Below are 24,616 nucleotides of genomic sequence, written 5' to 3'. Positions count from 1 at the left end.
ATCTTAGCCCTCCGTCCGTTCGGCGACCGCAGCCGCGATGGTTTTGGCATCGTCCTTGCCACCGAGCGCCGCAATCAGCGCAGAGGCAGTGTCGGACGCGACGATTTTGACGCTATCCAGAGCAGAAGCCCGGATTTCGGCAATGGCGGCCTCGGATTCTGCAGCCTTGGCCGAGATTTCCAGATCCGCTTTGGCGATTGCCTCATCGACACCGGCCTGAATTTCGGCGCGGGTTTCAACGGCAATACGCTGTGCCTCGGCGCGGGCATCTGCCAGAGCCTTGTTATATGCGTTTTCGGCCTCTTGTGCCTTGGCTTTCAGATCTTCTGCCGCGGCGAGGTCGTTGGTGATGGTGCCCTGGCGCTCGTTCAGGATCGCTGCGATACGAGGCAGCGCAACGCGCGACAGGATCAGATAGATCACGACAAGCGTGACCAGAAGCCAGAAGATCTGGTTTCCGTAGGTCGAGAAGTCCAGCTGCGGCATGCCCGAAGAACCGTGGGCAGCATCTGCTGCACCATGCGCCGCGTCGGCAGCTCCATGACCTGCGTCATGCGTATTGGTTGCCATGTCGTCCTCCTATGGAACTTGCCGTTACACCGGGCGGCGCACAGATCGCGCTCCGCCCGGCCGTAAGGAAAAAGCTTCCGAAGGTCTTAGACGGCGAACATCAGCAGCAGAGCAACCAGGAACGAGAAGATGCCCAGAGCTTCTGCGAATGCGATGCCGATGAAGAGGGTTGCAGTCTGGGACGCAGCCGCAGACGGGTTGCGCAGCGCGCCTGCCAGGAAGTTAGCAGCAACGTTGCCAACACCCAGAGCAGCAATACCAGTACCCATGCCAGCCAGGCCAGCGCCGATGTATGCGAGATCGCCTTCCATGATAGTATCTCCTTACAGATTTGGAAGTTGCAGATTGGTAGTTCAGACCAGCAGTCCGTGCGGGGTTATCAGTGCGACGGGTGCAGCGCGTCCTTGAGATAGACGCAGGTCAGAATGGTGAACACGTAGGCCTGGATGAAGGCCACGAGAACTTCGAGCGCGTAAAAGGCGCTGATAGCGAAGATCGGCAGGAAGGAGGCGAAACCGAGCGCCCCGGCAAATCCTGCGAAAACTTTGAGAACCGCGTGGCCTGCCATGATGTTGCCTGCCAGACGAATGCAGAGGCTCACGGGGCGCACGAAGTATGAGATCACCTCGATCAGGGCCAGAACCGGACGCAGAGCCAGCGGCGCGGAGCTCACCCAGAACAGGCCGAGGAACTTGGCGCCGTGCAGCACAAAGCCGGTCACGGTGATGGCAACGAAGACGATGACCGCCAGCACGCCGGTGACGGCGAAATGCGAGGTGGTGGTGAAGCTCATCGGGATCAGGCCGAGGAAGTTCGCGGTCACGATGAACATGAACAGTGTCATGATATAGGGGAAGAATTTCACCGCGTCCTTGCCAGCGACGTCTTCGACCATCTTGTAGATGAAGCCATAGGCGAGTTCGGCCACGGACTGGGCGCGGGAGGGGACGATGCCACGGTTGGCAGAGCCAAGCACCAGCAGAACGAAGATCGCGCCGATGGCCAGGAACATCCACAGCGTCACGTTGGTGGGGGTATACCAGGCCACGTGCGCGCCGCCAAACAGCGCCTCGACGGTGAACTGATCCATCGGATGGATGGCCAGACCCGCATGTTCCGGGGCGAAGAGCACACCCGAGACAACAACCAGAGCCAAAGCTACGTAAAAGACCAGTTTGCCCATCGTTCCGCTTCTCCTGTCGCCGGCCCGAAGCCCGGCATTCATACGTCTTTATCAGCGTCGGCGTGTTTTTCCGCCTCGGCCATTTGCTTGTCCTGGATCTCGCGTGCGCTGCGGAGCATTACTTTCACCCCGGCGGCCAGACCCAGCATTATAAACAGCACCATGAAGATGGGCATCGTCCCCAAAAGGACATCCAACCCGTATCCGATGCCGAGGCCGATCACGAGACCGGCCACCAATTCCGTCACCATTCGCCAGGCCTGATTGGCCATCGAATAATGTTCATCCGCGCGGGGCGCCGGCTCCTCATGCGCCTGTTTGGCGGCAGCCAGCTTTTCCTCCAGCTGCGCCATGCGCTGCTTTTGGTCATCGTCGATCAACGGACGCATCCTCACACGAAATCTGAGCCTGTTGCTAAGCGGTCCCCCGCTGAGAGTCAATTGCGCATATCCTCCGGTGAAAACTTGAATTTATCGTTTATTTTCAAGGCACAAACCCAAGCTCCCTCTCTGGCTCAGCCAACGGGTTTCCGGTGCGGGCCTGCAATTTGAGGCAAATGCCATATTCAACCATCCGGTTGATCTTGAAAAAGACCCCACCGCCCCCAGGGACGGGACCGCCGCGTCGAACGCCCGGACGGATGGCAGACAGCCGCGCCGATTGCAGCGACAGAAGACCCGGGCCCGGTATCGCGGTATCGGGTCCGGTCGTCGCACCGGGTGATGGCGCCTGCGCCAAGGAGTTCGGGATTGCCGGCCCGTGGTCGGCGGTTTAGGACTGTCCCCCATGAGCGAAACCCTCGACACCGTTTTTGCGGCCCTGGCCGATCCGACCCGGCGGGCAATCCTGACCATGCTGTTGGAAGACGACATGGCCGTCACCGATGTGGCCGACCCCTTCGACATGTCGCTGGCGGCGATCTCGAAACATCTGGTGATCCTGTCCCGCGCCGGGCTGATCGCGCAGGAGAAGCGCGGGCGGGTGAAGTGGTGCAAGCTGCAGCCCGACGCCCTGCGAGCCGCCTCGGTGTGGATGCAGGGATTTGGTCAGTTCGAGCCGGTGAACCTCGATGCGTTCGAACGGTTTCTGGAAAGCGAACTCGCCGCGCCCCCGGCGGATGAGCCCTAGCGCCCTGCCGCAGGCCAGTCCTGGCGCCCCGCGCAGGCCAGTCCGGAGCGTCCGGCGCGGACCAGCCCCCCCCCGTTGCGCCCGCAGCAGTTGGTCGGTCAGGGGCCGCTCTCGTCCTTCAGCAGCAGCAGTAGCGCGACAATGGTCAGTGCGATGCCGAACAGGATCAGACCAGCGGGCCAGGCCCCACCCAGCGCGATTTCCCACAGGATGACCCATGTGGGCACCAGATAGGTATAGGCCATCACCTTGGCCGAGGGCAGGCGCAGGGTCGCGAACTGCAGCAGCACAAAGGTAAAAGCCGACGCACAGAAGGACAGATAGAAAAGTCCGATCCAGACAATCGGCTTCAACCCGGTCCAGTCGGTCGCCCGCAGATCCCGCCAGCCAAAGAGGATCAGGACCAGCGCCCCCGCCACCAGCATCCCGAAGGTGAAAACCAGCGCCGGCTCGCCCCGGTTCAGCTTCCGCACCATCGGCGTATACAGGGCATGGGCGACGCAGCCGACGAAGTAGATCGCTTCTCCGCGGCCCAGTTCGAACGCCAGAACAGCCGAGATATCGGCCCGGAAGATCACCCAGATCGCCCCCGCCCCGCCAATGGCCAAAGCCACCGCCATGCGGGGCGTCGTCACCTGTCGCAACAGCAGCCAGCCGAAAAGGCCGCTCATGGCCGGCGTCAGGGTAAAGACCGCGGCCGCGCTCACCGGTGCGGCGGTCTGCAGCCCGTAGAACATCAGCACAAAGTAGATCGCGAAGACCCCGCCCAGCAGCAGATACCGCCATGGCGCGGCGAAATGCGCCCGTCGCAGCCCCGGTCCAAGCGCCGAGGCCGCCCCGATCAGCACGCCCGCGAGACCAAACCGGGCCGCATTCAGGGCCGCCGGGGTGATCTCGTTGGCCACCATTGCCCCGAGCGAGAATGACCCCGCCACCAGCGCCGAGAAGGCCAGCATCGCAAGGTGCCCCTTGTGGTCAGCGGCCAGCGGCACCCTGGCCCGGCCGGACGGGGTGTCGGCGGTCATTATTGCGGCCAGTCCCTGGCCCGGTCCTTCAGGAACCGTACGAAGCTCTGCACCTTGTTGGTCCGGTGAAGATCCACATGGGTCACCAGCCAGATCCGGCCTGTCCATTCGTCCATCGGCGCCATCATCTGCACCAGCTCCGACCGGCATGCGGCCTCCCACAGGGAGATGAACCCGATGCCCGCACTGGCGTGAATGGCCTGATGGACCGCAACCGCATCCGAACAGCGGAATACGATGTTGCTGGCGGGAATATTCGCGCGCAGCCAACGCTCAAAGGGGGCGCGGGTGTTTTCATTGTCGCTGGCAACGAAGCGGTGGTTCACCATGTCCTCCACCCCGTTCAGCATGCCATAGCGCTCCACATAATCGCGGGAGGCATAGAGCGCCAGCCGCTGCCCCAGGAACGGCTGGACGACATTGTCCGGCTGCTCCGGCGCGGCGCCTGCGCGCAGGGCCACATGGGCCTCGCCATATTCGAGACGAAACAGCCGCTCGCCGGTGAGGTAGCGGATCACCAGTTCAGGATGCATCTTCTGGAAATCCGACAGGGCGGGCGCCAGCATCGGCGCCATCGAGGTCAGGGAGGTCACGACCAGCTCGCCCGAGACCTCATCCCCCTGCCCCTTGAGGCGCCCGACCAGCTGACTGAACTGATCATCCGTGGCCTGCGCCACCCGCAACAGATCCAGGCCGGCCTCGGTGGGGGTGTAGCCGCGCGCGTGACGCTGGAACAGTTTCACGCCCAGCTTGGCCTCGATCGCGTCAATATGGCGGATCACGGTCGCATGATGCACGCCCAGCACCTCCGCCGCGCCGCTCACCGTACCCAGTCGCGCGACCTGATAGGCGGTGCGCACCTCATCCCAATTTTCCAACCTGACCCCCGCGATGACGCTCTGCGCGGACACGCACAGCTCCTGTTGAATATCACAAATTGTGTTCGCGGATGCAAATACTCATTCTTGACGCAGACACAGATATTTCTGCTGCACAAGGACCAAGACAATGGCACAGACCGTACTGCATATCGACAGCTCCGCCCGCCTCACCGGGTCCGTGACCCGCGACCTCACCGCACAGGTGGTGGAGCGTCTCGGCGCAAAAGAGGTGATCCGCCGGGATCTTGCCACACCGTTGCCGCTGTTGGATGAGGCCTGGGTCGGGGCCAATTTCACGCCGGCCGACCAGCGCAGCGATGCGCAAAAGGCGACGCTCGCCCTGTCCGATTCTCTGGTCGCAGAGCTGCAGTCCGCCGACACCATCGTCATCGGCGCCCCGATCTATAACTTCACCGTGCCCACGACGCTGAAGGCCTGGATCGATCAGGTTGCCCGCGCCGGGCTGACTTTTCAGTATACGGAAAACGGTCCCGAAGGTCTGCTGACAGGAAAGCGCGCGATTCTGGTGGTTGCCTCCGGTGGCGTCGCGGCCGGGTCCGATGCCGACTACGCCAGCCGCTACCTGCGCCATATGCTGGGCTTCATCGGGATCACCAATGTAGACATCGTGGCCGCCGACCAACAGGCTCTGGACCCTGACGGCTCCGCCAAAAAAGCGCAGGACGAGATCGCCGGCCTGGCTGCCTGATCCGGGTCGTCCTGCCCGAAGCCAAGAGCCCGTGGTGGTCTTTGATCACGGGCTCGGTTGGGACACGAGCGCAGCCCGTGCCCCCCGACCTGCCTGAACTGCCTGAACTGCCCGTACGGCCAGCACTGCCGGGCAAAGCCTGACTTGACTCCTGAGTGTAGCGGGGGTACGTCCCTCGCAACTCCGGAAGCCTCTTGTGACTTCCGGTCCTCGGCTGATACCGGGGATCGCCCTCCACCAGCGCGTTGCGCCCGTGGGGGCAATACTGTTTGGATCGTTCCCATCCGGCACCCTATTGTGGTGTCACTGACCGGGGATGATTGTGCATCGTTCCACCGCCCCCTACATGTGGGGCACGCGTTTTAAACCGGCAAAGGAGGCCGAGAGGGCATGTTTGAAAATCTATCCGAACGCCTGTCCGGTGTCTTTGACCGGCTGACCAAACAGGGCGCCCTGTCCGACGACGATGTCAAAACCGCCCTGCGCGAGGTTCGCGTCGCCCTGCTCGAAGCCGACGTCTCGCTCCCGGTGGCGCGCGCCTTTGTGAAGAAGGTGCAGGAAGACGCCACCGGTCAGGCGGTCACCAAATCGGTGACCCCGGGCCAGCAGGTTGTGAAGATCGTGCACGACGCGCTGGTGGAGACCCTGCGCGGTGAAGGCGACCCCGGCGCGCTCAAGATCGACAATCCGCCCGCGTCGATCCTGATGGTCGGCCTGCAGGGCTCCGGCAAGACGACAACCACGGGCAAGCTGGCCAAACGGCTGAAGGAAAAAGAAGGCAAGAAGGTCCTGATGGCCTCGCTGGACGTCTACCGTCCGGCGGCGATGGATCAGCTTGCCGTGCTTGGCCAGCAGGTCGGCGTTGACACCCTGCCGATCGTGCCGGGGCAGAAACCCGTCGATATCGCCAAACGCGCCAAGCAGCAGGCTGCGCTCGGCGGCTATGACGTCTATATGCTCGATACCGCGGGCCGCCTGCAGATCGACGAAGTCCTCATGCAGGAGGTCGAGGATGTCGCCCGCGTGGTCAGCCCGCGCGAAACGCTCTTGGTGGTGGATGGGCTGACCGGTCAGGTCGCCGTCGAGGTTGCCGAGGAATTCGACGCCAAGATCGGCATCAGCGGCGTGGTCCTCACGCGGATGGACGGCGACGGCCGTGGCGGTGCGGCGCTGTCGATGCGCGCGGTGACCGGCAAGCCGATCCGCTTTGTCGGCCTCGGCGAGAAGATGGACGCCATCGAGACCTTCGAGCCGGACCGGATTGCGGGCCGTATCCTTGGCATGGGCGACATTGTGGCGCTCGTCGAGAAGGCACAGGACACCATCGAGGCCGAACAGGCCGAGCGCATGATGAAGCGCATGATGAAAGGTCAGTTCAACATGAACGACCTGCGCATGCAATTGGAACAGATGCTGCAGATGGGCGGCATGCAGGGCATGATGCAGATGATGCCCGGCATGGGGAAAATGGCCAAGCAGGTCGAGGATTCGGGCTTTGACGATCGCGCCATCAAACGCCAGGTCGCCATGATCCAGTCGATGACCAAGAAGGAACGCGCCAACCCCGCCTTGCTGCAGGCCAGCCGCAAGAAGCGCATCGCGGCGGGCTCGGGCATGGAGGTCTCTGACCTCAACAAGCTGTTGAAAATGCACCGCCAGATGGCGGACATGATGAAGAAAATGGGCAAGATGGGCAAAGGCTCGATGCTGAAACAGGCCATGAAAGGCATGTTCGGCAAAGGCGGCATGCCCGACATGGCCGGCGGTCTGCCCGGCGGCATGGACCCGAGCCAGATGGACCCGAAGGCGCTGGAGGCTGCGGCCAAGGCCCTGGGCGGCGGCAAGGGCCTTCCCGGTGGTCTCGGCGGTCTCGGTGGCGGCATGGGGCTGCCCGGTGGCCTCTCCGGTTTTGGCAAGAAAAAGTAGCGCCCCCGATGTCCTCCGCCCCCACCATAGAAACCGATCGTCTGATCCTGCGCCCGCATGAGGCCGGGGATCTCGATGCGTTCTGGACCTTTTTCCAGAGCGACCGGTCGCGCTATATGGAGGCGCCCGAGTCCCGGTCGCAGCTGTGGTCGGGCATGCTGGCCGAAGTCGGCGCATGGGAGATTTTCGGCTGGGGCGGCCTGGCAATCGAAACCGCCGAGGGCGAACTGGCCGGTCAGGTCTGCGTCAGCAAACCGCCGCATTTCCCCGAGCTGGAGCTGGGCTGGATCCTGTTTGAGGGCTTCGAGGGCAAGGGCTATGCGCTGGAGGCGGCCTCCGCCATGCGCGACTATGCCTTCGAGATCCTAGATGTGCCGACGCTGGTCAGCTACATTGACGAAAAGAACGCCCGCTCCATTGCGCTGGCCGAGCGGCTGGGGGCGGTGCTGGACCCCAATGCCCGCAGCTACGACCCGGTTGATCTGGTCTATCGCCATCTCCCCGACACGGCAGGCCCCGGTCTGGAGGCCTACGCATGACCGCGATGACCCTCCCCATTCCGGTGATCGAAACCGAACGGCTGATCCTGCGGGCCCCTCATGGCAGCGACCTGTCCCATATGGCCGCTTTCTTCGAGACCGAGCGCAGCCATTTTGTCGGCGGCCCCCGCGACCTCGACGGGGCATGGCAGGCGCTGGTTGCGCGCCTGGGGCATTGGGTGCTGAACGACCATGGCCTCTGGCACATCACCGAAAAGGCGACGCGCGCCTTTGTCGGCTGGGCCGGCGTGATCTTTGCCCCGGGGTGGCAGGAGCCCGAACTGGGCTGGACCGTGTTTGACGCCGCCGAAGGCCGCGGCATCGCATTGGAAGCCGCCACCGCGGCCCGCCGGTATGCGGCGCTGCATCAGGGTCACGACGGTGTCATCAGCTACGTGCGTCCGGACAACCATCGCTCGCGCGCGCTTGCCCAGCGGCTTGGCGCGACGCTTGAGACCACCGGAACCCTGCGCGGAACGCCCTGCGAAATCTGGCGTCACCCGAAACAAGAGGATCTGGCATGACCGCTTCTGCCATCCCGGTCATCGAAACCGGGCGTCTGGTCCTGCGTGGGCCCGAGGCAAAGGATTACCCGAACTTCAAGGCGACCTTCACCTCGTATCGCGCGCGGTTCATGGGCGGGCCACTGAACCCGTATGAGGCCTGGATGCTCTATGCGGCAGAGGTCGGCCACTGGCAGATCCGTGGCTTTGGCATGTGGATGATCCACGACAAGGCCACAGGCGAAACCCTCGGCATGGCCGGAGGCTGGCAGCCCGCGGGCTGGCCAGAGCGCGAAATCGCCTGGATCATCTGGCCGGAGAAGGCGGGCAAAGGCTATGCGCTGGAAGCCACCCATGCCGCCCGGAATTACCTCTACACGCAAGCGGGCTGGGACGGTGCGGTCAGCTACATCGACCCGAAGAACCTCGATTCGATCCGTCTGGCAGAACGCCTTGGCGCCAAAAAGGACCATGACGCGCAGACCATCGACGGCAATGACGCGGTCTATCGCCACCCCACGCCCGCGCAACTCAGGGACAGCCAGCTTGCACATGGGATCGAAATGGAAATCAGCCATTACGCCGACCCGCTGTTCAAACCAAAAGGATGGGCCATTGACTGACACCATGACCGACCCTGCGACCGACCCTGTGGCCCGCGCCGCCGAGGTGCTGAAAGGCCACCGCGACAGCATCGACCGCCTTGATGCGATCCTCGTCTACACCCTGGGAGAGCGCTTCAAGCACACCCAGGCAGTGGGCATGCTCAAGGCGCAACACGACCTTCCTCCGTCCGATCCCACGCGCGAAGCCGCACAGATCGAACGACTCGAAGACCTGGCGAAAGAGGCCGACCTCGACCCCGAATTCGCCAAGGCGTTTTTGAACTTCATCATCGATGAGGTCATCCGCCATCACAGGAAACACCAAGAATAGGCGGGATGTGACCTGACATCAGGACATCCCGTTCAACGCCATCAAAGGAGAATGACACCATGGCAATGAAAATCCGTTTGGCCCGCGGCGGCTCCAAGAAACGCCCCTTCTACCGCATCGTGGCCGCTGACAGCCGCATGCCGCGCGACGGCCGCTTCATCGAGAAGCTGGGCACCTACAACCCGCTGCTGCCGAAAGACAGCGAAGAGCGCGTGAAAATGGACATGGAGCGCGTGCAGGCATGGCTCGACCAGGGCGCACAGCCGACCGAGCGCGTTGCCCGTATGCTGGAAGCCGCAGGCGTCCGTGAAAAGCCGGCCCGCAGCAACCCCAAGAAGGGCACCCCGGGCAAGAAAGCCCAGGACCGCGCTGACGAGAAAGCCGCCAAGGCGGCTGAGGCTGCAGACGCCACAGCAGACGCGGAATAATCCCGTGACACGGCCCGGCGTGGATCAGAAAGGGTGTTTCCCCGAAGCGTTCCGCGCCGAGCTTGACCTGTTGATGCGGCTTCGTCGGGACGTCCGGCGATTTCGCACCGATCCGGTGGACGAGGCAGTGCTGACGCGCTGCCTCGCTGCCGTTTCGCTGGCCCCTTCGGTGGGGCTGAGCGAACCCTGGCGCATTATCCGCGTCGAGAGCGAGACCGCCCGTGCGGCGGCTCTGGAGAATTTTGAAACCGCCAACGCGGCCGCGCTTGCGGATTACAGCGAGAACCGCGCGGCGACCTATGCCCGGCTCAAGCTGTCCGGCATGCGCGATGCCCCGGTGCAGATCGCATTTTACTGCGATGACGAGACTGAAAAGGGCCACGGGCTTGGGGCCCAGACCATGCCCGAGATGCGCCGCTACTCGGTGGTGACTGCGATCACCCTGTTCTGGCTCAGCCTCAGGGCCGAGGGGCTCGGGCTTGGCTGGGTGTCGATCCTGGACCCCGAACAGATGTCGCGCGATCTGGACGTGCCACAGGGCTGGAGCCTTGTTGGATATGTCTGTATCGGCCATCCGGAACGTCTGTCCGACACGCCGGAGCTGGAACAGGAAGGCTGGGAACAGCGCTTTGCCGCGCTGCCGGTCGAGACGCGTTGATCGGCTATGGGGTTGATCCGCATGCTGATCTTCACCCTGATCGCCTTTGGCGCGGGGGTGCTATATGAACGCAGTGGCGCGCGCGACCGCTGCGCTGTCGCGGGCGGCGACTGGGGCAGACTAGAAACGGGGACCGGCATGATCTGCCGGATGTGACATGGACGAACTCATCTGCGTCGGCGCGATTGCCGGATCCTACGGTGTGAGGGGCGAAATACGGCTCAAGAGCTTTTGCGCCACCCCCGAAGATATCGAAGACTATTCGCCGCTTCTGAGCGAGGACGGCAAGACCCGCTACGCGCTCGCCCTGACCCGCGCGGTGAAAAATGGCTTTGCCGCACGTCTGGCCGGAGTGGAAACGAAGGAAGAGGCCGATGCGCTGAAGGGCGTGCAGCTCTATGCCCCGCGCGACCGCCTGCCGTCGTTGCCGGATGACGAATATTACCACGCCGATCTGATCGGGCTGGAGGTCTATGACACCGGCGGCACCCTGTTGGGACAGGTCAAATCCGTCCAGAATCACGGGGCTGCTGATCTGCTGGAACTGCAGGGGCCGGGGCTGAAGGGCACCGTGCTGCTGCCCTTTACGCTGGCGGCCGTGCCGACTGTTGACCTTGGCGCGCGCCGTATCGTGGCAGACCCGCCCGAGGGGCTGTTCTAGGTTTCTGCGGCAGCTCTGCGCCATCCACGCGGTGCATCACAGGACCGGGCAGATTACTATTGCAAAGCCGCCACAAGGGCGGCAATCACATCGCCATGACCGATATTCCGCGCAAACCAGCCCTGAAGTCTCACGGGCGCCTCTCGATTGGCGCCACCCTGAAGCCGCGTGCCCTGATCCGCGACACGCCGGACCTCGCCGGGGTGTGGAAGGCCAAGATCCTGACCCTCTTTCCCGGCGCCTTTCCCGGCGTATTGGGCGAGAGCCTGACCGGCAAGGCCCTGCAGCAGGGGCTGTGGCAGCTGGAAACCATAGATCTGCGCCAGTTCGGCATCGGCAAACACCGCAATGTCGATGACACGCCCGCAGGGGGCGGTGCCGGCATGGTGCTGCGCGCCGATGTGCTGGGAGACGCGATCGAGCATGCCAGGACCGGCACCCGCGGCAACTGGCCGCTGATCTACCTGTCGCCGCGCGGACGTCGGATGGATCAGGCCATGATGCAGACCTTCGCCCGTTGCGACGGGATGACCCTGCTGTGTGGCCGTTTCGAAGGGGTCGACGAGCGGGTGCTGGAACACTACGGCATCATGGAGGTCAGCCTCGGCGATTTCGTGATGACCGGCGGCGAGCTGGCCGCGCAGGCCCTGATCGACGCCACCGTGCGCCTGATCCCCGGCGTGCTTGGCAATCAGGCCTCCACCGAGGAGGAGAGCTTTTCCTCCGGTCTGCTGGAACATCCGCAATATACCCGCCCCGCAGAATGGCAGGGACGCCAGATCCCCGAGGTGCTGATGTCGGGCCATCACGGCAAGATCGCCGACTGGCGCCGCCAGATGAGCGAGGAGATCACCAAGGCGCGCCGCCCCGACCTCTGGCAGGCCTATCAACAGCGTCAGTCCCGGGACGACTAGCCGCGCGCGGTTCGCCCCGCCCGCTTCTGTGCCTTGGTGGCGAGCCGCAGCAGCTTCTGGAATTTGCCGCATTCCAGATGGTTTGGCTCCGGGCAATCCGCCACGTGCCGCAGCATCTGCGCCAGGACCTCCAATTGGCGGGCCTGCTTCAGCATCGCATCCGACCGCGCCTGCAGATCTGCACGCGGCACCTCCGGCCGCCCCGAAGGGCCGAACATCGCCGCGATCTCATCAAGTGCGAATCCGGCCATCTTGCCCATCGCCACAAGCGCCAATTGCTGCAGCACCTCAGGCCCGTACTGCCGCCTGAGACCGTGCCGAGACAGAGCATGGATCAGACCTTTTTCCTCGTAGTACCTGAGTGTTGACGGCTTCAGACCGCTGCGCTCTGCGACCGTCGCGATATCCAGCAACTTCATCCTTGACCTCAAGCTGACTTGAATTCGTAGCCTGCCTGCCAGATCCGTTCATGGCAAGGAGATCCTCATGTCCGTCCATCCCTCCCGCTCTGTGCTGCGCGACCGTCGCGCGGTGGCGCTCTTGCTGGCGGCAACCCTGACGACCATGGCAAATGCCGCCATCAGCCCGGCCCTGCCGGGATTGGAAGCCCGTTTTGCCCACCACCCGCAGGCGGCGCTGCTGACCCGGATGCTGATCCCCGCCCCGTCGGTTGCCGTGGTCCTGCTCGCAGGCTGGGCGGGCCTGCTGGCCGACCGGAGCGCGCCCCGAAGGCTCCTGCTGCTCGGCGTCGGGCTGTTCGCGATCGCGGGATGCAGCGGCGTGCTGTTGCACAGTCTGCCCGCCCTGTTGCTGAGCAGGTTTGCGTTGGGGGCTGCGGTGGCCCTGATCATGACCGCGCAGACGGTCCTGATCGCGGATTACTTTGAGGGCGCCGCCCGCACCGTCGTGTTGGGCCTGCAGATCTCGGCCCGCAATATCGGTGGGTTCGTGTCGATCACCCTGGCCGGCGCTTTGGCGGTGATATCGCCCAACTCCGCCTTTGCGATCCATGGTCTCGCCCTCGTGATGCTGCCGTTTCTCTGGCGCGCCTTGCCCGTCCGCGCGCGCTCTGACCTCCCCCGCCCGCGCCCAACCACGCAGGATGCAGGCGACCGGGCCCTTGGGCGCGGTCTCTGGGCGATGGCGGCGCTGCAGATGCTGACGACGCTGTGTTTCTTCACCATGCCCACGCAATTGCCCTACTTCATATCGGGCCTCGGCGTGACCAATACCGCCATAATCGGGAGCGTTCTCGGCACGTTGACCCTCGCAGGGGCACTGGTGGCCACGCGCTATGCCAGGTGGAAACCGCGACTGGGGCACTCCGGCCTCTTCGCGCTGGGGTTCAGCCTGATGGGCGGGGGCATGTTGACCCTGTCGCAGGCCACCGAATTGCGCGCCATCTATGCCGGTGCGGGTCTGGTCGGGCTCGGCTTTGCGATCGTATCCCCCAACTTCAATGAGATCGCGTTGAATTCCGCGCCCCCCTCACGACGCGGACGGGCCGCCGGGGTCATGACCACATCGGTCTTTCTCGGGCAGATCGCCTCGCCCTTGCTGAGCCTGCCAATCCTGCGGGTCCTCGGCTATTCCGGACTGTTCCTTGCCATTGTACTGCCGCTCGGGGTTTGCGCGGGGGCCGCCCTTGTTATACGCTTGCGGTCGCTCCCTTTCCGGCTCCGGGCCTGAGCCGCCTTCCCCTGTCTCTGTCTGGTGGCACCGGCTCTGCCTGGTGGCACCGGGGCCTGCGGAAGAGACTTGCAAACAGGGCCTATCTGGACTATTCACCGCGCGTCCGAGGCTCTGTTTGAGTCGCCCGGACCCGTTTTGTATTGCCCAAGCCTGCTTTCTTCAGCAGTCCTGCACTACCGACGGCGCCGACAAGCAACGAGACCTCAACTCTGGCGGGCGCATGTGGTTCCCTGAACCCCGCGCGGACCCGATGAAGACCACGAGCGCTGAGGATCATACGAACTTCGTGGACAAAACCACGAGCAGCAAAGGAGAAGATCAGATGGATCTGATCGCACAACTGGAGGCGGAGCAAGTCGCCGCCCTGGGGAAAACCATCCCCGACTTCAAAGCCGGTGACACCATCCGCGTCGGCTACAAAGTGACCGAAGGCACCCGGACCCGTGTGCAGGCCTACGAAGGCGTCTGCATCAGCCGCAAGAATGGTTCCGGCATCGCCGGCTCCTTCACGGTCCGCAAGATTTCTTTCGGTGAAGGCGTGGAACGTGTGTTCCCGCTGTTCTCGACCAACATCGAATCCATCGAGGTTGTGCGCCGTGGCCGTGTCCGCCGCGCCAAGCTCTACTACCTCCGTTCGCGCCGTGGCAAATCCGCACGTATTGCCGAAGACGCGCACTACAAAGCCAAAGCCTGAGGAGTGGTATCATGAAAAAAGACACCCATCCCGACTACCACTTCATCAACGTCAAAATGACCGACGGCACCGTCCTTCAGATGCGCTCCACCTGGGGCAAAGAAGGCGACCAGCTGGCGCTGGACATTGATCCTTCGGTCCACCCTGCATGGACCGGCGGCACCTCCCGCCTGCTGGATGCCGGTGGCCGTGTTTCCAAGTTCAAAAAGAAATACGAAGGCCTCGGTTTCTGAACCGGCCCGTCCGATCGAAACGATACGAAACGCCGCCCTCAGGGCGGCGTTTTTCGTTGCAGCACCCGTTGCCCCCCGCTCCCCGCCACCCCGATTCACCACCTGCAGCGCGCCAGACGTCACCTGACCTGACGCAACTCGGCCCAACGCAACTCGACCTGACAGCGCCCCTCCCCGACTCTGTCCGGCCCGAAGCGCTTCCCCTGATCCACCTGGCCTGATCCACCTGGTCTGATCCACCTGGCCTGTTCCATTTGACCTGTTCCATTTGACCTGCTGCAGGAGGACCGCCCCCTGGATGCGGCAACACATGCGGAATTTGGCGCAGCGGCGCGACTGCGCTGACGTGAATTCACGCAGCCAAAGCCTTTGATGAGAATCAGGCTCTAATACAGGGCCTTATGCGCTTTCCATTGATTCGCGTGGTCTCTATAGTCCCGGCAAAGACAAGAGCGCCTTGGCAAACAGGTGCAGCTTCAAAGGGATCATTGTAGATGGCGCATATCATTGTCGTCGGCAACGAAAAGGGCGGTGCCGGAAAATCAACCGTCTCCATGCATGTGGCCACAACTCTGGCCCGGATGGGCTACAAAGTGGCGGGACTTGACCTCGACCTGCGTCAACGCTCGCTCGGGCGGTATCTGGAGAACCGACTGGCCTTCATCGCGGCCTCCAACGTGACCCTTCCCATGGTGTCCCTACACGAGCTGCCCGAGATAGACCCGGATACGCTGCAGCCAGGAGAGAACATCTATGACCTGCGCCTGTCGGCTGCGATCTCTGAATTGGAGCCGGCCTACGACTTCATCCTGATCGACTGCCCCGGCTCCCACACCCGGTTGAGCCAGGTGGCCCATTCGCTGGCGGATACGCTGATCACCCCTCTGAACGACAGCTTTGTGGATTTTGACCTCCTTGCCCATACGGACGACAAGGGGGAAAAGATCAAAGGCCCTTCGGTCTATTCAGAGATGGTCTGGAACGCGCGGCAATTGCGCGCGCAGGCAGGGTTGCCACCGATCGACTGGATCGTGATCCGCAACCGGGTCGGGACACAGCGGATGGTCAACAAGGAAAAGATGGAACGCGCCATCAAGATGCTGTCAAAGCGCATCGGGTTTCGTGTCGCTCCCGGCTTTTCCGAACGGGTGGTCTTTCGCGAATTGTTTCCGCGCGGGCTGACGCTCCTTGACCTGAAGGACGTCGGCGTCAAGCAGCTCAACATCTCAAATATCGCAGCCCGCCAGGAATTGCGGGACATGATGAAGGCGCTGGATCTGCCCGAGGTAACCATCGACATCTGACATGTGAAAGCCTCGGCGAAGGCCTTCCGCCCCCTTTTGCTCCCACCAAAGGTGGGCCCCCTCGGGGTCGGCGGGGAGCGCGCGCCGGGCCTTTGGCCCGGCGCGCGCGGGTCGGTCCGGAACGGACGGAAACACCTCTGAGCAGCAGCCCCCCGCGCACCGCCCATGCGGATGTGTCATCCCTGCCACCACGGAACCGCCGCAGGCCATCAGGAGGCAGGAGCCTCCTCCGGGATGTAGAGCGTGAAGAGCTCGATAGGCGCCGCCACCCCGCGCAGCATGTATCGCCCGACCGACACCAGATTTTCAGCATCGCCCCCCACCGCTCTGCGGACATCCTCCGACAGGATGATCGGCCGCTCCACCGTCCGATGCATATCGGCAATCCTCGCCGTCAGGTTGACCGCAGGCCCGATGACGGTGAAATCAAGCCGGTTCGGGGCCCCGATATTGCCATAGAGGATTTCTCCCGCGTGCAGCGCCACCGAATATTGCGCCAGAGGCAGGCCGGCCGTCGCCCGCGCCGCATTCACCGCCTCCATCCGGGGTGCCAGTTCAGACACCGCGCGCAACGCGGCCCGGGCATCCTCTTCCAGCGTCCCGACGTTGAACATCGCCATCACCCCATCCCCCAGGAACTTGAGGATATTGCCGCCGTGGGCCTGAATGACCTCCACCACATGCCCGAAGTAATCGTTCAACAGATCGACCAGCGCCTCTCCCGGCAGCTGCTCCGACAGCGTCGTAAAGCCCCGCAGATCGAACAGACAGATCACCGCATCGATGAGCTCTGACGACCCGCGCCTGATTTCACCGGACAAGACCCGCTCGCCCGCGTCCCGGCCCAGATATACCTTCAGCAACGAGCGTCCCATTTCCCGATTGCTCGCCGTGGACAGGACCACCACCAGGGTTTCAAAACAGCCGCGGATCACGTCCCGATGGCGCTCTGCTTCGGCAGGGTCACCATCAAAGGTCCAGGACGCCAGAACCCCTTCGGTGTTGAGCCGTTCCGGGTCATAATCGCGACGGGTCACTTCTCCGATCGGCTGCCAATGGACGAAATACGAGGTCGCCCCCTTCGCGCGCAAGTCAGCAAAGATCGGGAAACGATGCACCTCCGGCCCCGTCAGATCCGCCTGCATCTCCGCCTCGCCGCTTTTGATCAGGGCGTAGAACGGGCTGGCGTACCAATCTTCCTGCGCCTGATCGGGGCGCCTGAAATATTCAAAATGCATACCCTCGGCCCGCGTCCACGTGAACCCGATGCCTCCGAATTCCGGATGCAGCGCCCGCTGCGCCAGTTGCATCCGCACCAAGGGGACACCGTAATTCACCAGCTGCTCGCAGAAGGCACGCAGCATATCCTCGCGACCCCGCGCTTTCAGACCCTGACCGATGAGCCAGACATTCAACAGGTCAGAAGGAGAGGTCTGTGTCATGGCATCCTGCTCGGATCAGTTTTGATGTGCCCGGGTTTAGCCCGAGTCCTCCATGTTGGCCAGCTGTCGCAGCATGCGGCGCAGCAGCGCAATCTCCGCGCGGTCAAATCGTTCGGTGAGCCGGGCGTCATAGATCCTGGCCTGCTGCCGCAAATCGTCATAAACCCCACGGCCGGCGGCTGTCAGCTGCAGATGTTCAGAGCGTCGGTCCGCCACATCGCGGCTGCGGGTGATCCAGCGACGCTCCGCCAGTTTGGCCACGGCGCGGCTGATCTTGGTCTTGTGTATCTTGGCGCGCAGGCTGATGTCGCGCGCCGTCAGACGCTCATATATGCCGAGATGAAACAGCACGCGCCATTCCGTCCGCAACATCCCATAGCGCCCCTTGTACTGTTTCTGAAACGCCAGCGAAGAGTCCTCTGCCGCACGGTTCAACAGAAAGGGCAGAAAGTCCTGCACAACAAAATCGTCGTCTTCAGCCATCTCTGCCTCTCGCATCCCTTGTTAGTTACAAAAACAACTACTACCGAGGAGAAGATGCAAGAGGAGACTGCCCCATGACCAGCGCCGCGCTTCCGGATCAGATGATCCAGGCTCCCTCCAACCAGGGCACGACAGAGGGCTATATGCCCGGGTTCGGTAATGACTTCGAAACAGAAGCGCTGCCCGGTGCGCTGCCCCGGGGGATGAACAGTCCGCAGAAATGCAACTATGGTCTTTATGGCGAACAGCTCTCCGGCACCGCCTTCACCGCCGAACGCCCCGAGCGCAGCTGGTGCTACCGCATCCGGCCCAGCGTCAAACATTCTCATCGCTACGAACGCGTGGCGCTGCCCTACTGGAAAACAGCCCCCCATATTCCGCAGGATGTGACATCTCTGGGTCAATATCGCTGGGACCCGATACCGCATTCAGACGAAGGCCTGACCTGGCTGACCGGCATGCGGACGATGACCACGGCGGGGGATGTGAACACTCAGGTCGGCATGGCGTCACATGTGTATCTTGTGACCCAATCCATGCAGGAGTCCTATTTCTATTCCGCCGACTCGGAAATGCTCGTGGTGCCGCAGGAGGGCCGGTTGCGCTTTGCCACCGAGCTGGGGATCATTGACGTGGAACCCCAGGAAATAGCGATCCTGCCCCGCGGTCTTGTCTACCGTGTCGAAGTACTGCAGGGGCCCGCACGCGGTTTTGTCTGCGAGAACTACGGCCAGAAATTTGACCTGCCGGGACGCGGGCCCATCGGGGCGAATTGCATGGCCAACCCGCGCGATTTCAAGGCACCGGTCGCAGCCTATGAGGACCGGGAGGTGCCCTCGACACTGACCGTCAAATGGTGCGGCCAGTTTCACGAGACCCGGATTGGGCAAAGCCCGCTCGATGTGGTCGCCTGGCACGGAAACTATGCGCCCTATAAATATGATCTCCGTACCTATTGTCCGGTCGGCGCCATCCTGTTCGACCATCCCGACCCGTCGATCTTCACTGTGCTGACTGCACCATCCGGACAACCGGGCACCGCCAATATAGACTTCGTTCTGTTCCGGGATCGTTGGATGGTGGCAGAGAACACGTTTCGCCCTCCCTGGTATCACAAGAACATAATGTCGGAACTGATGGGTAACATCTACGGCCAGTATGATGCCAAACCGAAGGGGTTCATCCCCGGCGGTGTCAGTCTTCATAATATGATGCTGCCGCACGGTCCGGATAAAAATGCCTTTGAGGGCGCGTCCAATTCCAATCTCGGGCCTGAAAAGCTGGAAAATACCATGTCCTTCATGTTCGAGACCCGTTTCCCGCAGCATCTGACGGAATTCGCAGCCCGGGACGCCCCGTTGCAGGACGACTACATTGACTGCTGGACCAGCCTCGAGAAGAAGTTTGACGGCGCTCCGGGGCGGAAATGATGGGGCTCTGCCCCCTCTGCGGCCCGTCGGGCCGCATTCACCCCCGAGGTATTTTCAAAAAGATGAAGGACGGGGGACAGTCCCCGCTCCAGAAGGATCACGCATGCCTTTGAAGAAATCCTGGGTCACATCGGCAAATGATGCACATCACCCGTTTCCGCTCAACAACCTGCCATATGGTGTCTTTTCCACCGGTGGTGGGAGGGCACGCTGCGGCGTCGCCATTGGGGACATGATCCTCGACCTGCAGGCCGCTGAAGAGGCGGGAGTCGTCCGGCTGGGCACTGAGCCGTTTTTCGAGATGCCATTCTGGAACGAATTTATGGAAGAAGGTCCCGCTGTCTGGGCGGCCTTGCGCGACCGGTTGACGACCTTGTTGCAGGACGGGGCACAGGATCAGAAGAAGGTTGAGCCGCTTTTGGTGCCCACAAAAGATGCCGAACTCCACATGCCGTTTATGGTCTCCGAATACACGGATTTCTATGCCGGACGCCACCATGCCACCAATGTCGGCACCATGTTCCGTGGTGCAGAAAACGCCTTGCCGCCTAATTGGCTGCACATACCCATCGGCTATAACGGGCGCGCATCTTCGGTCGTCGTCTCGGGCACCGAGGTGCGCCGGCCATGGGGGCAGGTCCGAGGGCCGGACGACGAAACTCCTCGCTGGGCGCCTTGCACCCGTTTTGACATCGAACTGGAAATGGGAGCGATCGTTGGCACCCCGTCCGAGCGTCCGATCACGGTGCAGGAGGCCGATGATCACATCTTTGGCTATGTGCTTCTGAACGATTGGTCCGCGCGGGACATTCAGGCGTGGGAATACCAGCCCCTCGGCCCGTTCCAATCGAAGGCCACCGCAACATCAATCAGCCCCTGGATCGTCACAAAAGCCGCATTGGAACCGTTTCGTTGCAGTACGCCTGCGCGTGAGGTCGAACTGCTTGACCACCTCGAAGACTGCGGCCCGATGCTCTATGACATTGATCTCTCCGTATCGCTTCGCCCGGACGGCGGCGCGGAGGAAACCCTGGCGCGTACAAACTACCGCGAAATGTACTACTCCGCCGCGCAGCAATTGGCGCATCACACGACGTCGGGCTGCCCGATGAACGCAGGGGATCTTCTCGGGTCGGGTACAATTTCGGGCCCCAACAAGAACGAACGCGGCTCTCTCCTTGAACTCAGCTGGGGCGGCAAAGACCCGATCACACTGGCTTCGGGCGCCACACGCAGCTTCATTGAAGATGGCGACACCCTGACACTCACAGGAGCAGCCAGAGGCGATGGCTACACCATCGGCTTTGGCGAATGCACCGGCAAAGTCACACCAGCTCTGGCAGACCCCTACGCGCGATGACCTCCTCCCTTTCCTTTCATCTTTTCCCAAATACCTCCGCCGGAGGCTCCCCAGCCTCTCCTGCGGACCCAGTCTGAGAAGGACACGACCCGATGGCCAAGGCATTCGCATCCCAAGGCGACATGAGCGAGAAAAATATTTCCTTCACCGAAATCGGCGATGGGCTCTATGCCTTCACCGCCGAGGGCGATCCCAATTCCGGCGTCATCATCGGCGATGACAGCGTGATGATAGTGGAGGCACAGGCAACACCGCGCCTGGCAAACAAGGTCATCGAATGCGTTCGATCCGTGACCGACAAGCCGATTTCCCATGTCGTTCTGACCCACTATCACGCCGTTCGTGTGCTGGGTGCTTCGGCCTTCGGAGCGGGCCAGATCATCATGTCGGACACCGCGCGCGCAATGGTCGCAGAGCGGGGCCAGGAAGACTGGGACAGTGAATTTCAACGCTTTCCACGCTTGTTCGAAGGACATGAGAGCATTCCCGGCCTGACATGGCCCACTACCACATTCTCCGACTCCATGACCGTGTACCTCGGCAACCGCCGTGTCGACATCCGCCATCTCGGGCGTGCGCATACAGCCGGTGACGCGGTCATCCATGTGCCCGATCAGAATGTCATGTTCACCGGCGATATCGTCGAATACCACTCCGCCTGCTATTGCGGCGATGGCCATTTCGGCGACTGGGGGCGAACGCTCGACAACATCAAATCCTACGACGTGGATGCCATCGCTCCCGGCCGCGGCGACGCCCTTGTGGGCAAGGACATGGTCAACGCCGCGATTGAAAATACCCGCGATTTCGTCGCCAGCACCTATCGCCCGGCAGCACAGGTCGCCGCCCGGGGAGGCTCTTTGAAGGACGCCTGGGATGCCGTGCGCGCGGTCTGTGATCCCAAATTCAAGGACTACGCGATCTACGAGCATTGCCTGCCCTTCAACGTTGCCCGCGCCTATGACGAGGCCCGCGGCATCGACACCCCGCGCATATGGACGGCGCAACGCGATCTCGACATGTGGGAGGCTCTGCAATCCTGAGGGTCCGCCTCTCTCCATTGAAGAGAGCGATTTATGACGCCGGGGCGGGACGGGTCAGAAAGGTCCGGTCCCGCCACCGGGTCGGGCCTGCCGTCCACTGACCGAGGGAGGACACCGCGTGAACAAGATATTTGAGACCCCCCTGTACCCCTATGCGCGCAACAGGGATCAAGATGCGGACCACCCTCCGCGCCACAAGGTCATTGTCGTCGGCGCCGGCCCCGTCGGCCTCGCGGCGGCGATCGATCTGGCTCAACGCGGGGTGCCGGTAGTGGTTCTGGACGACAACGACAAGGTCAGTTTCGGCTCTCGCGCCATCTGCTTTGCCAAGCGCACGATGGAGATCGCCGACCGGCTCGGCGTCGGTCAGGCCATGGTCGACAAGGGGGTGCAGTGGAATCAGGGCAAAGTTTTCTTCGGCGACCGCAAAGTCTATGACTTCAATCTTCTGGCCGAAGCCGGTCATCAGTTCCCGGCCTTTGTGAACCTGCAGCAATACTATATCGAACACTATCTGGTGCAGCGTATTCGCACCCTCCAGGCCGACGGGGCCTCGATCGAAATCCGGGGCCGGAACCGGGTGACGGCTGTCCGCCCCCACGACAGCCACACCGCGCTCACGATCGACACCCCCGACGGACCCTATTCGCTGGAGGCAGATTGGCTGATCGCCTGTGACGGGGCAGGCTCCGCGATCCGCGCCATGATGGGGCTGGATTTCATCGGTCGCGTCTTTGAGGACAACTTCCTGATCGCAGATGTCACCATGGAGGCGGATTTTCCGACCGAGCGCTGGTTCTGGTTTGACCCACCCTTCAACACCGGCCAATCGGCGCTGCTGCACAAGCAACCGGATGGTGTCTGGCGCATTGATCTGCAACTCGGCTGGGACATCGACAAGACCGAAGAACAAAAGCCGGAGAACGTCATTCCCCGGCTGAAGGCCATGCTCGGCGAGGACACAGGGTTCGAGCTGGAATGGGTCTCGATCTACACCTTTCAATGCCGCAGGATGGCCCGGTTTCGCCATGATCGGGTGATCTTTGCCGGTGACAGCGCTCATCAAGTCTCGCCGTTCGGGGCGCGGGGCGCGAATTCCGGCTTTCAGGATGCAGACAATCTGATCTGGAAATTGCAACTGGTGCTGGAGGGGCTTGCCGAGGACAGCCTGCTCGACAGCTATGACGCAGAGCGCGTGGCCGCCGCCGAAGAGAATATTCTGAACTCCTCCCGCTCGACCGATTTCATCACCCCGAAATCGGACATCTCCCGGATCTTTCGCGATGCGGTGCTGGACCTCTCCGAGCACCACCCCTTCGCACGGCCTCTGGTCAATTCCGGACGTCTGTCCCTGCCCACGGTCTATGACGGGTCCGTTTTGAATTCAGGCGACCGGCTGCCCGGTGCGGATGCAGGCACCCGCCCCGGTGCCCCCTGCCCGGATGCTCCTCTGGGCGATGGCTTCCTGTTGCCGCAGCTTGGCCACGGCTTCACATTGCTGACCCTCAACGCCGATGCCCCGGATGTGGTGGAGGAGGCAGGCCTCACGATCCCCCGGCTCGCAGTGACGACAGACGCGGATGAAACAGGAGCACTCGCCGCGCGCTATCTGGGCACTGCAGGCTCGGCTGTCTATCTGATCCGGCCTGATCAGCATGTGGCGGCCCGCATGGAAACATATGACGACGGCGCCATCCGGGCAGCTCTGCGCCGCGCCATCGGACAGGAGTATAGACCGTGACCTCCCCTCTGATCCTGACCCCGAACCTCGACCGGCCAGACGATGTCTACGCGGAGCTTCTGGCCGCGCATGACGGTCTGACAAAGGCACAAAGCGACGCGCTGAACGCACGATTGATCCTGATCCTTGCCAACCACATCGGCGATCAGGCGACATTCATTCAGGCTCTGACAAAGGCCAAAGGCGCCGGTTCCAATGACCGGCCCCATGATGGTGGGCATGACTGATGCGGTGCTCTACGACTATTGGCGGTCCTCGGCGAGCTACCGGGTGCGGATCGCGCTCGCCCTCGCCGGGATCACCTATGACCGCTGCGCCCTCGATCTGCTTGCCGGTGATCATCGAAGCCCTGCCCATCTGGAACGCAATCCGCAGGGGTTGGTGCCGGTGCTGGAGATCGATGGTCAGCGCTTCACCCAGTCGCTGGCCATCCTGACCTATCTGGATGTCACGCGCGCCCTTGGTCTCGTGTCGGAGGATCCGGTCGAGCGGGCCTATCAGGAAGCGCTGGCCCAAAGCATCGCGGTGGACCTGCACCCGGTCTGCAACCTCTCCGTCGCCTCCTATGGTGCCAGCCAGCGCAACGCAGAACCCGATATGCGCGATTGGATGCAGCACTTTATCGCTCCCGGGCTTGCGAGTTTCTCACGTCTCCTCGACCGGTGGAGCGAGACCACATACTGCACCGGCACCGCTCCGGGGCTGGCCGACATCTGCCTGATACCGCAGCTCTACAATGCGCGGCGCTGGGGTATTGATCTGACGCCCTTTCCGCGTCTTTTGCGTGTCGAAGACATCTGTTCCGCGCACCCGGCCTTTGCCGCCGCACATCCCGACCGCCATCGTCCTTTGGGACCTGCCCGGTAGGAGCCACGCAAAGGACCCTGCCGGATAGTCAGCCTGCCCGATAGAACCGGCTTGAGAGGGGTTTCGCTTCGGGCTTTGCCCGAAGCGACCGGCGCGGCGCGCGCCCGTTCCGGGCGCGCGCCGCGCCATGCCCAAACGTTTCGACAGTCCCCGACGGGGGGCGGAGACGCGGGCGGGAGCGCTGACGGGTTTCACTCAGTTTGATACCTGCCGAAATTCTTATTAAGTATTTTCAAAATCTTATTAGGGTCAGGACTCCTAGCCAG

31 protein-coding genes are annotated in these 24,616 nt (G+C 62.7%); 22 read left to right on the top strand and 9 right to left on the bottom strand.

The annotated features are described in order from the left end of the window. Positions 1–3: 3 nt before the first annotated feature. The 4 genes from FGE21_RS14965 to FGE21_RS14950 all read right to left on the bottom strand — a co-directional run bounded on the left by FGE21_RS14965 (position 4) and on the right by FGE21_RS14950 (position 2,133). Entirely contained in the window at positions 4–570 is a 567-nt protein-coding gene (locus FGE21_RS14965) for a F0F1 ATP synthase subunit B' (RefSeq protein ID WP_139664195.1), read from the bottom strand. Between the two features lie 86 nt (positions 571–656). After that, a complete protein-coding gene (locus FGE21_RS14960) occupies positions 657–881 on the bottom strand; it encodes a F0F1 ATP synthase subunit C (protein ID WP_005636439.1) in 225 nt (74 codons plus the stop codon). A gap of 68 nt (positions 882–949) precedes the next feature. Beyond that, positions 950–1,753, bottom strand: a complete 804-nt coding sequence (locus FGE21_RS14955) for a F0F1 ATP synthase subunit A (protein WP_139664194.1) — start codon at positions 1,751–1,753, stop codon at positions 950–952. 38 nt (positions 1,754–1,791) lie between these two features. Beyond that, a complete protein-coding gene (locus tag FGE21_RS14950; RefSeq protein ID WP_139664192.1) occupies positions 1,792–2,133 on the bottom strand; it encodes an AtpZ/AtpI family protein in 342 nt (113 codons plus the stop codon). Positions 2,134–2,539: 406 nt separating this feature from the next. Between FGE21_RS14950 and FGE21_RS14945 the strand changes: the two genes are divergently transcribed. Next, the gene (locus FGE21_RS14945) at positions 2,540–2,881 is read left to right on the top strand and encodes a helix-turn-helix transcriptional regulator (protein ID WP_139664190.1); all 342 of its coding nucleotides are present in this window, start codon (positions 2,540–2,542) and stop codon (positions 2,879–2,881) included. A gap of 98 nt (positions 2,882–2,979) precedes the next feature. Here the strand turns inward: FGE21_RS14945 and FGE21_RS14940 are convergent, their stop codons facing one another. Both FGE21_RS14940 and FGE21_RS14935 read right to left on the bottom strand, forming a co-directional pair. Then, positions 2,980–3,906: a DMT family transporter gene (locus FGE21_RS14940; RefSeq protein ID WP_176695453.1), complete on the bottom strand. Its 927-nt coding sequence runs from the start codon at positions 3,904–3,906 to the stop codon at positions 2,980–2,982. After that, positions 3,906–4,784 (bottom strand): LysR family transcriptional regulator, encoded by an 879-nt coding sequence (locus tag FGE21_RS14935; protein ID WP_139664289.1) that lies wholly within the window; start codon positions 4,782–4,784, stop codon positions 3,906–3,908. The genes FGE21_RS14940 and FGE21_RS14935 overlap by 1 nt, the downstream gene beginning before the upstream one ends. Before the next feature lie 130 nt (positions 4,785–4,914). Here FGE21_RS14935 and FGE21_RS14930 point away from each other — a divergent pair, with 130 nt between their 5' ends. The 11 genes from FGE21_RS14930 to trmD all read left to right on the top strand — a co-directional run bounded on the left by FGE21_RS14930 (position 4,915) and on the right by trmD (position 12,061). Next, positions 4,915–5,496, top strand: coding sequence for an FMN-dependent NADH-azoreductase (locus FGE21_RS14930; RefSeq protein ID WP_139664188.1), 582 nt, complete (start codon positions 4,915–4,917; stop codon positions 5,494–5,496). Between the two features lie 390 nt (positions 5,497–5,886). Then, positions 5,887–7,422: a signal recognition particle protein gene (ffh, locus tag FGE21_RS14925; protein WP_139664186.1), complete on the top strand. Its 1,536-nt coding sequence runs from the start codon at positions 5,887–5,889 to the stop codon at positions 7,420–7,422. An 8-nt stretch (positions 7,423–7,430) separates the two neighbouring features. Further along, a complete protein-coding gene (locus FGE21_RS14920; RefSeq protein ID WP_139664184.1) occupies positions 7,431–7,961 on the top strand; it encodes a GNAT family N-acetyltransferase in 531 nt (176 codons plus the stop codon). Continuing rightward, complete coding sequence (locus FGE21_RS14915) at positions 7,958–8,485, top strand: GNAT family N-acetyltransferase (protein WP_139664182.1); 528 nt, start codon at positions 7,958–7,960, stop codon at positions 8,483–8,485. Before FGE21_RS14920 ends, FGE21_RS14915 begins: the two co-directional genes overlap by 4 nt. After that, complete coding sequence (locus tag FGE21_RS14910; protein ID WP_139664180.1) at positions 8,482–9,087, top strand: GNAT family N-acetyltransferase; 606 nt, start codon at positions 8,482–8,484, stop codon at positions 9,085–9,087. The genes FGE21_RS14915 and FGE21_RS14910 overlap by 4 nt, the downstream gene beginning before the upstream one ends. A gap of 4 nt (positions 9,088–9,091) precedes the next feature. Then, entirely contained in the window at positions 9,092–9,400 is a 309-nt protein-coding gene (locus FGE21_RS14905) for a chorismate mutase (protein WP_139664288.1), read from the top strand. A gap of 59 nt (positions 9,401–9,459) precedes the next feature. Continuing rightward, positions 9,460–9,828 carry a 30S ribosomal protein S16 gene (gene rpsP / locus FGE21_RS14900; protein ID WP_139664178.1) on the top strand — a complete coding sequence of 123 codons (369 nt, stop codon included), beginning with the start codon at positions 9,460–9,462 and terminating at the stop codon, positions 9,826–9,828. A 4-nt stretch (positions 9,829–9,832) separates the two neighbouring features. Continuing rightward, a complete protein-coding gene (gene bluB, locus FGE21_RS14895) occupies positions 9,833–10,486 on the top strand; it encodes a 5,6-dimethylbenzimidazole synthase (protein ID WP_255731604.1) in 654 nt (217 codons plus the stop codon). Between the two features lie 6 nt (positions 10,487–10,492). After that, positions 10,493–10,642 (top strand): hypothetical protein, encoded by a 150-nt coding sequence (locus FGE21_RS20090; protein WP_176695452.1) that lies wholly within the window; start codon positions 10,493–10,495, stop codon positions 10,640–10,642. 1 nt (position 10,643) lies between these two features. Then, the gene (gene rimM, locus FGE21_RS14890) at positions 10,644–11,147 is read left to right on the top strand and encodes a ribosome maturation factor RimM (RefSeq protein ID WP_139664176.1); all 504 of its coding nucleotides are present in this window, start codon (positions 10,644–10,646) and stop codon (positions 11,145–11,147) included. A 95-nt stretch (positions 11,148–11,242) separates the two neighbouring features. Next, positions 11,243–12,061, top strand: coding sequence for a tRNA (guanosine(37)-N1)-methyltransferase TrmD (trmD, locus tag FGE21_RS14885; protein WP_139664174.1), 819 nt, complete (start codon positions 11,243–11,245; stop codon positions 12,059–12,061). Here trmD and FGE21_RS14880 read toward each other — a convergent pair. Next, positions 12,058–12,480, bottom strand: coding sequence for a helix-turn-helix domain-containing protein (locus FGE21_RS14880; protein WP_139664172.1), 423 nt, complete (start codon positions 12,478–12,480; stop codon positions 12,058–12,060). The two genes, trmD and FGE21_RS14880, sit on opposite strands and share 4 nt — an antisense overlap. Before the next feature lie 67 nt (positions 12,481–12,547). Here FGE21_RS14880 and FGE21_RS14875 point away from each other — a divergent pair, with 67 nt between their 5' ends. The 4 genes from FGE21_RS14875 to FGE21_RS14860 all read left to right on the top strand — a co-directional run bounded on the left by FGE21_RS14875 (position 12,548) and on the right by FGE21_RS14860 (position 15,984). Next, a complete protein-coding gene (locus FGE21_RS14875) occupies positions 12,548–13,750 on the top strand; it encodes an MFS transporter (RefSeq protein ID WP_139664170.1) in 1,203 nt (400 codons plus the stop codon). A gap of 325 nt (positions 13,751–14,075) precedes the next feature. Next, positions 14,076–14,447: a 50S ribosomal protein L19 gene (gene rplS, locus FGE21_RS14870; protein WP_139664168.1), complete on the top strand. Its 372-nt coding sequence runs from the start codon at positions 14,076–14,078 to the stop codon at positions 14,445–14,447. Between the two features lie 11 nt (positions 14,448–14,458). Further along, positions 14,459–14,680, top strand: coding sequence for a 50S ribosomal protein L31 (gene rpmE / locus FGE21_RS14865; RefSeq protein ID WP_139664166.1), 222 nt, complete (start codon positions 14,459–14,461; stop codon positions 14,678–14,680). Positions 14,681–15,174: 494 nt separating this feature from the next. Further along, positions 15,175–15,984: a division plane positioning ATPase MipZ gene (locus FGE21_RS14860; RefSeq protein ID WP_139664164.1), complete on the top strand. Its 810-nt coding sequence runs from the start codon at positions 15,175–15,177 to the stop codon at positions 15,982–15,984. Between the two features lie 209 nt (positions 15,985–16,193). Here FGE21_RS14860 and FGE21_RS14855 read toward each other — a convergent pair whose 3' ends face one another. Both FGE21_RS14855 and FGE21_RS14850 read right to left on the bottom strand, forming a co-directional pair. Further along, positions 16,194–17,426 (bottom strand): adenylate/guanylate cyclase domain-containing protein, encoded by a 1,233-nt coding sequence (locus FGE21_RS14855; protein WP_139664162.1) that lies wholly within the window; start codon positions 17,424–17,426, stop codon positions 16,194–16,196. 36 nt (positions 17,427–17,462) lie between these two features. Continuing rightward, entirely contained in the window at positions 17,463–17,909 is a 447-nt protein-coding gene (locus FGE21_RS14850) for a MarR family winged helix-turn-helix transcriptional regulator (protein WP_139664160.1), read from the bottom strand. Between the two features lie 74 nt (positions 17,910–17,983). On the opposite strand from FGE21_RS14850, the gene hmgA reads away from it, so the two are divergent. The 6 genes from hmgA (at position 17,984) to maiA (ending at position 24,350) form a co-directional block, all read left to right on the top strand. Continuing rightward, a complete protein-coding gene (gene hmgA, locus FGE21_RS14845; protein WP_139664159.1) occupies positions 17,984–19,339 on the top strand; it encodes a homogentisate 1,2-dioxygenase in 1,356 nt (451 codons plus the stop codon). A 103-nt stretch (positions 19,340–19,442) separates the two neighbouring features. After that, positions 19,443–20,699, top strand: coding sequence for a fumarylacetoacetase (fahA, locus tag FGE21_RS14840; protein ID WP_139664157.1), 1,257 nt, complete (start codon positions 19,443–19,445; stop codon positions 20,697–20,699). A 92-nt stretch (positions 20,700–20,791) separates the two neighbouring features. Further along, positions 20,792–21,742, top strand: coding sequence for an MBL fold metallo-hydrolase (locus tag FGE21_RS14835; RefSeq protein WP_139664155.1), 951 nt, complete (start codon positions 20,792–20,794; stop codon positions 21,740–21,742). A gap of 118 nt (positions 21,743–21,860) precedes the next feature. Beyond that, positions 21,861–23,483 carry an FAD-dependent oxidoreductase gene (locus FGE21_RS14830; protein ID WP_139664153.1) on the top strand — a complete coding sequence of 541 codons (1,623 nt, stop codon included), beginning with the start codon at positions 21,861–21,863 and terminating at the stop codon, positions 23,481–23,483. Beyond that, entirely contained in the window at positions 23,480–23,710 is a 231-nt protein-coding gene (locus FGE21_RS14825) for a DUF2783 domain-containing protein (RefSeq protein WP_139664151.1), read from the top strand. The genes FGE21_RS14830 and FGE21_RS14825 overlap by 4 nt, the downstream gene beginning before the upstream one ends. After that, positions 23,703–24,350, top strand: a complete 648-nt coding sequence (maiA, locus tag FGE21_RS14820) for a maleylacetoacetate isomerase (protein WP_139664286.1) — start codon at positions 23,703–23,705, stop codon at positions 24,348–24,350. The genes FGE21_RS14825 and maiA overlap by 8 nt, the downstream gene beginning before the upstream one ends. Positions 24,351–24,616 lie beyond the last annotated feature (266 nt).

It is taken from the genome of Phaeobacter sp. B1627 (assembly GCF_006265095.1).
GTDB lineage: Bacteria > Pseudomonadota > Alphaproteobacteria > Rhodobacterales > Rhodobacteraceae > Epibacterium.
The sequence above is the reverse complement of the archived record's forward strand: the minus strand, read 5'-3'. Positions and strand labels throughout refer to the sequence as shown.